This window comes from Flavihumibacter sp. CACIAM 22H1, from assembly GCF_001601815.1.
Classification (GTDB): Bacteria; Bacteroidota; Bacteroidia; order Chitinophagales; family Chitinophagaceae; genus Flavihumibacter.
The window spans coordinates 1-8365 of record NZ_LUKG01000119.1 but is presented as its reverse complement, the minus strand read 5'-3'; the positions used below and the strand labels follow the sequence as shown (position 1 = coordinate 8365).

Below are 8365 nucleotides of genomic sequence, written 5' to 3'. Positions count from 1 at the left end.
ATATAGGACTGAAGTGAATCAGCTGAAACTTCTTTTACCATTTTTTCTATAAAGGGATCCCGGATAATGGTAGTCTGCGCCCTGGTAATTAATCCGGACAGCAGCATGACCATTGTAAAACAAATAGTTCTCATAATTTTATAAACGCTGTTAATAATTGTATTTGTCCTTCCAGCGTTGCTGAAGGAATTTTCGAATTTCTTCTTCGCGGGCATTTTTCCCCGGTTTATAAATTGGTCGTCCGCTCAAAGCATCTGGTAAATACTCCTGTGCGGAAAAATTCAATGCATAATCATGTGAATACTGGTATCCTTTGGAATAGCCCTGGTCTTTCATCAATTTGGTAGGGGCATTCCGTAAATGAAAAGGGACCGGTAAATCGCCGTATTGTTTAACCAATGCTATGGCTTCATCAATAGCCAGATAGCTGGCATTGCTTTTGGCCGATCCTGCCAGGTAAACGGCGCATTGTGACAGAATAATTCTTGCTTCGGGGTTACCGATCTTATTAACGGCATCAAAGCAGGCATTGGCTAAGAGCAGTGCGTTGGGGTTGGCATTACCGATATCTTCACTGGCAAGGATGACCAACCGTCTTGCAATGAATTTTACATCCTCGCCTCCTGCCAGCATTCTTGCCAGCCAGTAAACGGCTGCATTGGGGTCACTGCCACGGATGGATTTTATAAAAGCGGAAATGATATCGTAATGTTGTTCTCCCTGTTTGTCATACAGGGCTACTTTTTGCTGCGCCACCTGCATTACGAATTCATCGGTAACGGAGATTGGAGTAGTGGTGCCGGCAGCCTGCTGAACCACCAGTTCTAACAGGTTAAGCAACTTACGGCCATCACCTCCCGAAATCCGGATCAGCGCGGCGGTTTCCTTTAAATCAATAGGTTGCTGGTTCAGCCATGGATCTCGTTGCAGGGCATCCTGCAAGAGGCGGATCATGGCCTCTTCGGAGAGGGCTTTCAAAACATATACCTGGCTTCTGCTTAGCAAGGCGCTGTTAACTTCAAACGAGGGATTTTCGGTAGTGGCACCAATTAGGGTAATCGTTCCTTTTTCAACGGCACCCAGTAAAGCGTCCTGCTGTGATTTATTGAACCGGTGAATTTCATCTATAAACAGAATGGCTTTATCCTGTTTCTTAGCCAGTTCAATTACCTCTCGTACTTCTTTTACGCCGGAGGAGATTGCACTAAGTGTATAAAACGGGGCCGCTGTGGTATGTGCAATTATATTGGCAATGGTGGTTTTACCTACGCCTGGCGGGCCCCACAGGATCATGGATGGTACTTTCCCCTGCTCTATAGAAGTGCGCAGGATGCTACCCTCCCCGGTAAGGTGCTCCTGCCCGATTAAATCATCAAGTGTATGCGGACGTAATCGCTCTGCTAATGGAACCGGCATGGCGTATAATTAGTCGACAAATGTACAGGAATGCCTGCATTTAGCAGGTACTATTGCTGCTGCCTGCCTGCTTCGTCTATGGTAGGTCTATACAATCCTTCTTCCGCAACAACCGGCGTTTTTACCTGGTTTCTTTCTTCGAAACGATGGCCATCTTCATAGCCCACTGAAACAAATACATAGAGATTCTGATGAGCCGGGCCTTTGAAGGTTCCTTTTACAGGTGAACAATCGGTAAAATTTCGACCCACCGCCAGCTTAACATGGGTATTGCTGACCCAGATATTATTGGTGGGGTCAATGCCCGTCCAGCCATAATTCGGAATCCAGGTTTCTACCCAGGCATGGGTGGCGCCTTCTCCGCGTAACCCGTTTTTATTGGGGCAGATATACCCACTTACATACCTGCTCGGAATTTTTAGGGTACGTAATACCTGCAGCATTACATGTGCAAAATCCTGGCATACCCCCGACCGGTGTTCAATAATCTGATCTACCGTGGTTTCAATATCTGTAATTCCTTTTATATACTGAAAATGCTGAAATATAAACTGGCAGCAGTCCTGTACGGTGGCCGCTACCGATTTCCAGGGCTGATAAATTTGCCGTACAATTTCCTGGATGGCTTCCTGGTGTTGAATAGCTTCTGGTTTGGTCAATTCCAATAAGGCGAGGGATTGATTGATTTCCTGTTGTAACTGTTCAAAACCGGTATTGAAAACCAGGGTGCGGTCGGTAGGGGCTTTTGTGCGGACCACCAGTTTGCTTTCTATCACCAGCTCAGAATGCGGCGGATTAACATTGAACTGCCCGATACGGTTGCCCCAGTAATCGGTATAATTCAATAGGGTGGGGTTGCCGGTAATATTAAGCTCATGTTCCAGTATTTCCTGCTCCTCACAAGCATAAGGTGTAATTCGGATCTCATTGATGCTTTCCGTTACGGGACGATCGTATTCGTAACTGGTGATATGATGAATTTTGAAAGTTGGCATGATTCGTTTTATGCGTATGAAAAGAAAACCTGGCTAAAGCGCTGGTTAAAATCAAATAATTCTGCTTTGATTTCCTGAAGATAAGGCTGCAATCCTTTTTCTCTTAATACAGAAAGATCAGAGTATTCGATTTTACTGTGCAGGCGGCCAAATTCGCGGTACAAACTCCGGGCTTCTTCACTGTTATTATCCGCAACTACTTTACTAAGGTAAAATTCAATCCGGTCAAAACAATAGCTGGCTGAACGCGTAAACTGTTTGCTGAATAAAACCTGTGAAGCTACGTGCTGGTTATGGTGCGGGCTTCGATAGGTTTTAAGGTATAATTCGTAGCCTGATAAAGAGAGGAGCAGGCTGCGCCAGAACAGGACATCTCTCGACTGATCCAGCGAATAATCGATTTCCGCAAAAAAACGGTCAGCCAGTTCTATGCTAATTACCGCGCGTTCCACAAACTTACCCAGGGTCATGAAATTCCAGCCCATATTGCGGGGCATGGTGCTGTCCGTTATCCCGGTGTAAAGTGTCATCTGATTGCCCAATTCCGCCAGTACGTTAAGCGCATCATTTCTGACCAGTTTCTGTTGTAGCATTGGGTTATTGATCAGGTGATAAAACTGGTTTACCTGTTCCCAGACTTCTTTGGTAATATGATCCTGTGCACCCCTTGCGTTTTCTCGGGCACGGATTACCATAGCGCGGATGGAGTTTCCGTTGGAAGTGTCGTAAATCAAGTGCTGTACCAGTTGCAGGGGATGCTGGTCAAAAAATTCTTTTTTTGCTTCTTCTGCCGTGCTGAACATATTGGTCAGCTGTGTCCAGAAATGAACGGAATGTTCACCTTTATCTAACCAGAGGGTATAGTTAATGTGCAGGATGCGTAAAATGGCATCGCTTCTTTCAAGGTATCGGTTGAGCCAGTAAAGTGAGTCGGCTAATCTGCTGAGCATAGCGGTTGTTAAGGGTTCGTTGGTTAATTAATGATCCAGGTATCTTTACTTCCCCCGCCTTGTGAGGAATTTACGACCAGGGATCCTTCACGCAGGGCTACGCGGGTAAGTCCGCCAGGTACAATCTTTACGCCACCCGGGCCAAAAAGCGCAAAGGGGCGCAGGTCTACATGTCTTGGTTCAAACCGGTTATTGATAAAACACGGAACCGTGGAAAGTTTGATAATAGGTTGTGCAATAAAGTTCCGCGGATCTTCCTCTACGGCTTTCATCATTTGATGAATTTCTTCATCGGTAGCCGAATTTCCCATTAACATGCCGTAACCACCCGACTGGTTGGTTCGTTTGATAACCATTTCCCGGATATGCTCAAACGTATATTTGCGGGCATCCGGGTCGGCCATCTGGTAGGTAGGAACATTGGCTAATAAAGGTTCTTCGTTTAGGTAATACCGTATCATAGCGGGTACATAGGCATAAACGGCTTTGTCGTCTGCAACGCCATTGCCGATCGCATTTATAAGGGCAATATTCCCTTTTCGGTAGGCACCCAGTATACCGGGAATACCCAATGCACTATCGGGCCGAAAAACAAGCGGATCCATGTATTCATCGTCAATCCTGCGATAGATAACATCTACCTGCTGCAAGCCAAGCGTGGTTTTCATGTACACTTTATGATTGTCCACTACCAGGTCGCGCCCTTCCACCAGCGGAATACCCATAGAACGCGCCAGGAATGTATGCTCATAATAAGCGGAGTTAAAAACACCGGGCGTTAACAGCACAACGGTGGGGTGTGCTATTTGCCGGGGAGCCAGCGATACCAGCACATTGTACAATTCAAGCGGATAATTATTGACCATACGCACTTTACTGGCGGTTAGCATATCCGGGAAAATACGCTTGGTTACTTCGCGGTTTTCCAACATATACGATACACCCGATGGAGTGCGTAAATTATCTTCCAGTACGTAATAGGAGCCATCCTGGCCGCGGATCAGGTCAATGCCGGCAATATGAACATAAATATCATGTGGAACCCGTATGCCAAAAATTTCTCTTGTATAATGCGGACAGGACGCAATCAGCTCGGCGGGGATAATGCCATCTTTGATAATCTGCTGGTTAGAATAGATGTCTTTCAGGAAAAGATTTAACGCTTTTAAGCGCTGGGTAATGCCGGCTTCTATATGATCCCATTCGTTTCCTGGAATGATCCGGGGAATAATATCAAAGGGGAAAATCCGCTCAATGCCTTCATTGTCGCTGTACACGGTAAAAGTAATTCCCTGGCTTAAAAACAGCTCACTGGCCATCCGGTCCTTATCATTCAGGCTGCCGGCACTTAGCTGGTTAAGTGTTTCGAATACCTGCTGGTAGGGGAGACGGATCATAGACCCATCGCACATTTCATCCCAACTCATGGGAACCATGCAATAATTGCTGAATACTGAATGTTCAAGCATAGTTTTGGTTATAGATAAAAAAAGGTTGCAGCCCCACGTATGAAGCAAGCAACCTGTATTTCAAATATAAGGATTCAGTATTGGATTAGAAAGCTGAATTTATTGCGGGTTAGTAGGTATATCAAAGGCATCGGCATGCAGCCGGATTAAGCGAAAACTCATGTATACATGAACCAATAAAGCAGCACTGTAAAACAATAAAAAGCGGAGAGTGTACTTCATGTAATTTATCATCATCTCTTCCATTCCTTCCACCTGTTCTTTCTGCATTGACAAGGCCTGTTCTGCTACCTCGTTGAGCATGCCCGGCCGTACTAACAGCGTGCAGCTGACTACCAGGTTTAGAGAGGCAAAAGCCAGGGTACCGTATCCATTTACCCGGATCAGATCACGTAACGAAGGACGGCAATACAGGTGTGCATCAATTCCCCTGTTCAGAAACCGGAAACTGCAATACGAGTAAATGATAACACAGGCCAGCAGGAAAACCTGTAGCAATAATACCGGGTTTACCAACGCTGCCAGCAGCATGCCGATCAAGAGCAATGAAAGAAAGCCGGCAATTGCCAGAAGTACATAGGTTAAGATCCGGTAAACAGTTAAATTATTCATGGGGTGTTTGCTTGATCGGCAAAAATAGGCTCGATCGGTGACTTTGTCCGGAATTTGGAAAACTAAGCGTTAATGCATAATTTGCTGATGCATTAATAAATTAGGTATTTATGAAGAAGTCGACCCTTTATAAAGGTTTTTTGGAGCCAATTGTTATGAAGCTTCTCAAAGAGCAGGGCAGAATGTATGGATACCAGATTACCCAGCAGGTAAAAGCACTGACCAAAGGGGAATTGCAGATAACGGAGGGGGCTTTATACCCCTTGTTGCACCGGCTGGAGGAAGCAGGCTTACTGGAAACCGAGCAGGAAGAAGTAGGAAACCGCCTGCGAAAATATTATAAGCTTACGCAAAAAGGTGCCAAGGGAACGGTGCTGGCTATGGAAGAATTAGAACAATTTATGCGCAGCCTTCAATGGATGTTTCAACCTAAAATTTCCTGAATATGTTAAGTGCTGAACAACTTAATCGGCTTAAAAGCTATTGCCGGTCGGCGGGAGCGCCTTATTATGAAGTACAGGTGGAGTTGGTGGATCATATGGCAGCAATGATGGAGCATCAACTGGCGGAGGGAGTTAATTTTGAGCAGGCATTTGCGGCTGTGAAAAAACAGTTTCCGGCCGAATCCTTACAACAGATTGTGCGGGCAAAAGAAAAAGTTCTACTGCTGTCTTACCTGCGCCTGTTTATCGGGTGCTGGAAGGCCTTTTTTACCTGGCCCAAACTGCTGATCCTGGTTAGTCTGTATGCGTTTACCTGGCTGATTACACCCTATATGAACGCGCGGGACATGGTGTTTATCGGCCATCAACTGGTAGCCCTGTATGGGGGCATGTATTTATGGGCGCATAAAGATATAGTGCGCAAAAACCGGCAGCAGGCGCAGCACCGGATGCTGTCTTTCAGGATTACCTATTATACTGGCGGAGTAATGGCTTTTTTACTACTGCTCTTGTTGTATTTATATTCGTGGAATGAAGCTACAGCCCTGTTTCTGGCACCTTTGCTGAAGTATTTCTACCCGCTGTTTTTGCTGTTGGTAGTATCGTTCTACCATGTACAGGTGGTCTTTCACCAAAACCTGCGCCAACAGTTTCGCCACGCTTTCCGTTAAATATTTTCAGCGGTCGGTACTGCCCGACCGCTGAAAATATAATTAGTTCAATTTTATGCTGAGCTCAGTCAGTTGTTTGTCGTCGATGGAAGAGGGGGCGTCGAGCATTACATCTCTGCCGGAATTGTTTTTAGGGAACGCAATGAAATCTCGGATGCTTTCCGAACCGCCCAGGATGGCGCAAAGGCGGTCAAAGCCGAAAGCAATACCACCATGCGGCGGAGCGCCGTATTCAAAAGCGCCGAGGAGAAAGCCGAATTTATGCAGTGCTTCTTCTTTGGTCATGCCCAGCGCATCAAACATTTTTTCCTGCAGTTCTCGCTGAAAAATACGGATAGACCCTCCGCCGATTTCATTACCATTCAATACCATATCGTAGGCATTGGCTTTGATATTGGAGTAGGGGTGCTGCAGGTAGTTGGCCGCGTCTTTGATTGCCGGATCATTTTCGATCATTACCTGAATATGGTCGGGTTTGGGAGAAGTAAAAGGATGGTGCCTTGCTACCCAGCGGTTTTCCTCCTCGGCATATTCGAAGAGAGGGAAATCGAGTACCCACAATAATTTAAATTCATCTTTTTTGCGAAGGCCAAGTCGTTCGCCCATTTCAAGCCTCAATTCACTGATAGCTTTACGGGTTCTTTCTTCCCGACCCGCCAGTATCAGTACCAGGTCGCCGGGTTTAGCATTCGACAGATCGGCCAGTGTTTTTAGTTGCTCCTCGTTAAAGAATTTATCGGCACTGCTTTTAAAGCTGGCATGTGGGTTGCAGCGGGTAAAGACAAGCCCGTTCATGCCGATCTGGATGGGCGGCGCCTGCAACGTGATGATCGACAAGTTCGATCCCGTCGCCGTCGCCGACCTGATGGCAAAGGAGAAGATCGGCTACATGTTCATGGTGCCGACCATGCTCAACGCGCTGCTGCGCGTGCCCGGGCTACGCCAGCGCGACTTTTCGAGCATGAAGTGCCTGCTGATCGCCGCCGCACCGATCGCCGACGACACCGCGCTCAAGGGCTATGAGGTGTTCGGCAAGGCCATGTACCAGGGCTATGGCCAGACCGAAGTGCTGCCGGTGGCGATCATGGGGGCGGCCCAGTGGTTCGCAAAGGACGTCCCCGGCTCCAATCCGCTGCGTGCCTGCGGCATGGCCCTGCCCTTCGCCGAGCTGCAGATCTGGGACGAGGAAAACCGGCCGGTGAAGCCGGGCGAGCCGGGACAGATCGTGGCCAAGACCGACGGGCAGATGAGCGGGTTCTGGCAGGACCCGGAAGCGACGGCCGAACGCATGGTCGATGGCTGGGTACTGACCGGCGATGTCGGCATGCTCGACGCCAACGGCTATCTCTACATGATGGACCGCGCCAACGACATGATCGTGTCGGGCGGCTACAATATCTATCCGGCCGAACTGGAGAACGCCATCGCCGACCACCCGGCCGTCATCGAGTGCGCCGTGTTCGGCGTGCCGCACGAGAAATGGGGCGAAGCGCCGCTGGCGGTCTGCACTGTCGATTCCAAAATCGCGGTCAGCGAACAGGAGATCATCCAGCTCTGCGCCGACAAGCTGGGTTCCTACAAGAAGCCGCACAAGGTCGAGTTCCGTACCGAACCCCTGCCCAAGACGCCCGTCGGCAAGATCAAGCGCAAGGAACTGCGCGAGCCGCACTGGCAGGGCCACACGCGGCGCGTGGCGGGGAGCTAGAACGATCGCGAGGGGAGCGAACCGGAATCCGCTTCGCGCCCCTCGCGTAAATGCATTCTGCACATAGTCATATGGCGTCAGACCTGCGGCCGGCAGACCTGATT

9 protein-coding genes are annotated in these 8365 nt (G+C 48.2%); 3 read left to right on the top strand and 6 right to left on the bottom strand.

Annotation, left to right across the window (positions count from 1 at the left end):
* Positions 1 to 150 precede the first annotated feature (150 nt).
* The 5 genes from A1D16_RS20405 to A1D16_RS20385 all read right to left on the bottom strand — a co-directional run bounded on the left by A1D16_RS20405 (position 151) and on the right by A1D16_RS20385 (position 5442).
* On the bottom strand, positions 151 to 1416 hold the full coding sequence (locus A1D16_RS20405; RefSeq protein WP_290713088.1) for a replication-associated recombination protein A: 1266 nt from the start codon (positions 1414 to 1416) through the stop codon (positions 151 to 153).
* Positions 1417 to 1466: 50 nt separating this feature from the next.
* Positions 1467 to 2411 (bottom strand): transglutaminase family protein, encoded by a 945-nt coding sequence (locus A1D16_RS20400; protein WP_290713085.1) that lies wholly within the window; start codon positions 2409 to 2411, stop codon positions 1467 to 1469.
* An 8-nt stretch (positions 2412 to 2419) separates the two neighbouring features.
* Positions 2420 to 3361 carry an alpha-E domain-containing protein gene (locus A1D16_RS20395; RefSeq protein ID WP_290713082.1) on the bottom strand — a complete coding sequence of 314 codons (942 nt, stop codon included), beginning with the start codon at positions 3359 to 3361 and terminating at the stop codon, positions 2420 to 2422.
* A gap of 23 nt (positions 3362 to 3384) precedes the next feature.
* The gene (locus A1D16_RS20390) at positions 3385 to 4797 is read right to left on the bottom strand and encodes a circularly permuted type 2 ATP-grasp protein (RefSeq protein WP_366207088.1); all 1413 of its coding nucleotides are present in this window, start codon (positions 4795 to 4797) and stop codon (positions 3385 to 3387) included.
* Between the two features lie 132 nt (positions 4798 to 4929).
* Complete coding sequence (locus A1D16_RS20385; protein WP_290713076.1) at positions 4930 to 5442, bottom strand: hypothetical protein; 513 nt, start codon at positions 5440 to 5442, stop codon at positions 4930 to 4932.
* A gap of 110 nt (positions 5443 to 5552) precedes the next feature.
* On the opposite strand from A1D16_RS20385, the gene A1D16_RS20380 reads away from it, so the two are divergent.
* Positions 5553 to 5885, top strand: coding sequence for a PadR family transcriptional regulator (locus A1D16_RS20380; RefSeq protein ID WP_290713073.1), 333 nt, complete (start codon positions 5553 to 5555; stop codon positions 5883 to 5885).
* 2 nt (positions 5886 to 5887) lie between these two features.
* Entirely contained in the window at positions 5888 to 6556 is a 669-nt protein-coding gene (locus tag A1D16_RS20375) for a hypothetical protein (protein ID WP_290713070.1), read from the top strand.
* Between the two features lie 42 nt (positions 6557 to 6598).
* Here the strand turns inward: A1D16_RS20375 and A1D16_RS20370 are convergent, their stop codons facing one another.
* Positions 6599 to 7351 (bottom strand): amino acid--tRNA ligase-related protein, encoded by a 753-nt coding sequence (locus A1D16_RS20370; protein ID WP_290713067.1) that lies wholly within the window; start codon positions 7349 to 7351, stop codon positions 6599 to 6601.
* Here A1D16_RS20370 and A1D16_RS20365 point away from each other — a divergent pair.
* Positions 7350 to 8261 (top strand): AMP-binding protein, encoded by a 912-nt coding sequence (locus A1D16_RS20365; protein ID WP_290713064.1) that lies wholly within the window; start codon positions 7350 to 7352, stop codon positions 8259 to 8261. The two genes, A1D16_RS20370 and A1D16_RS20365, sit on opposite strands and share 2 nt — an antisense overlap.
* Positions 8262 to 8365: the final 104 nt, after the last annotated feature.

Bases quoted from the DNA above. Each gene is read 5' to 3' on its own strand.
- A1D16_RS20405 (WP_290713088.1), bottom strand. From the start codon at position 1,416: ATGCCGGTTCCATTAGCAGAGCGATTACGTCCGCATACACTTGATGAT.
- A1D16_RS20400 (WP_290713085.1), bottom strand. From the start codon at position 2,411: ATGCCAACTTTCAAAATTCATCATATCACCAGTTACGAATACGATCGT.
- A1D16_RS20395 (WP_290713082.1), bottom strand. From the start codon at position 3,361: ATGCTCAGCAGATTAGCCGACTCACTTTACTGGCTCAACCGATACCTT.
- A1D16_RS20390 (WP_366207088.1), bottom strand. From the start codon at position 4,797: ATGGTTCCCATGAGTTGGGATGAAATGTGCGATGGGTCTATGATCCGT.
- A1D16_RS20385 (WP_290713076.1), bottom strand. From the start codon at position 5,442: ATGAATAATTTAACTGTTTACCGGATCTTAACCTATGTACTTCTGGCA.
- A1D16_RS20380 (WP_290713073.1), top strand. From the start codon at position 5,553: ATGAAGAAGTCGACCCTTTATAAAGGTTTTTTGGAGCCAATTGTTATG.
- A1D16_RS20375 (WP_290713070.1), top strand. From the start codon at position 5,888: ATGTTAAGTGCTGAACAACTTAATCGGCTTAAAAGCTATTGCCGGTCG.
- A1D16_RS20365 (WP_290713064.1), top strand. From the start codon at position 7,350: ATGCCGATCTGGATGGGCGGCGCCTGCAACGTGATGATCGACAAGTTC.
- A1D16_RS20370 (WP_290713067.1), bottom strand. From the start codon at position 7,351: ATGAACGGGCTTGTCTTTACCCGCTGCAACCCACATGCCAGCTTTAAA.